This is a genomic window from Phenylobacterium sp. (assembly GCF_030697925.1).
Taxonomy (GTDB): domain Bacteria; phylum Pseudomonadota; class Alphaproteobacteria; order Caulobacterales; family Caulobacteraceae; genus Phenylobacterium.
On record NZ_JAUYOJ010000018.1, the window covers coordinates 1 to 1,147 of the forward strand.

Sequence of the window (1,147 nt, forward strand, 5' to 3'; positions counted from 1 at the left end):
ACCTCAACGTCTCCCCCTGCAAATTGGCGGCGATGTCTTCGCCAGCGCCATTGAGACCTACCCCGATTGCGTCAGGGTCCTGAATCTCGATGGCTATGTGGAGTTCATGAATCCACGCGGGCTGGCGCTCTTCGAGATCGACGATTTCGAACCCAATCGAAAATACTGGCCAACCCTGTGGCCCGAGGGCACGCGGGCGGTGGTCGAGGAGGCCCTGCAGGCCGCGATCTCCGGCGAGGCCCGGTCCTTCCAAGGGTTCTGCCCGACCGCCAAGGGCGCGCCCCGATGGTGGGACACGGTGGTGTTCCCGGTGTTTGCGGCCGGTGGCACAAAGGCGCTGAAGATTCTGGCCCGCTCGCGCGACATCACGAAGGAGCGGGAGACCCAGGCCCTGCTCGACGCCATCGTCCAGAACATTCCCACCGTGCTCGTCGCGAAGGAGGTTCGGACGGGGCGCTATGTGCTCGTCAACCGCGCAGCGGAGAAGGTGTTCGGCGTCTCCCGAGATGAGCTGATCGGAAAGACCGATCATGATCTTTTCACTCACGAACAGGCCGAGGCATTCAAAGTCACCGATCTCGACGCCTTCACATTGGGCGGGGTGCGCGTGACGGAGGACGCATTTGCGGACTCCAGCGGAGAGTTGCGTCACTTCCGAACCAAGAAGATCGGATTTTCGGACGAGGCCGGCGGCGGTCACGTCCTCGCCATCGTCGAGAACATCACCGAGAGCAAGGCTGCGGCGGCGGCGCTCAACGACGCCTTGGCCAAGGCGACGACGGCCAATCAGGCCAAGTCCGATTTCCTAGCGACCATGAGCCACGAGATCCGCACGCCGCTGAACGGCATCCTCGGCATGGTGCAGGTGATGCAGGGCGACGAGGCGACCGCAACCCAGCGGGGGCGGCTGGACGTCATCCGGCGCTCCGGCGAGACCCTGCTCTCGATCCTGAACGACATCTTGGACCTTTCGCGGATCGAGGCCGGCAAGCTCGAGCTTGAGTTGGCGGCGTTCGACATGGAGCATCTGGTTCGCGACGTCGCGGCCGCCTTCGCTCCGCTCGCCGAGCAGAAGGGCCTGTCGTTCGACTTCGACGTCGAGGCCGCCGCCTGTGGCGCCTTCAATGGCGACGCCACCTGCTTTCGA

At 64.3% G+C, this 1,147-nt stretch carries 1 protein-coding gene; it reads left to right on the forward strand.

The features are described 5' to 3' along the window. Positions 1-49: 49 nt before the first annotated feature. The coding region (locus Q8Q88_RS02135) for a PAS domain-containing protein (protein WP_305673550.1) at positions 50-1,147 on the forward strand (1,098 nt) is incomplete at its 3' end.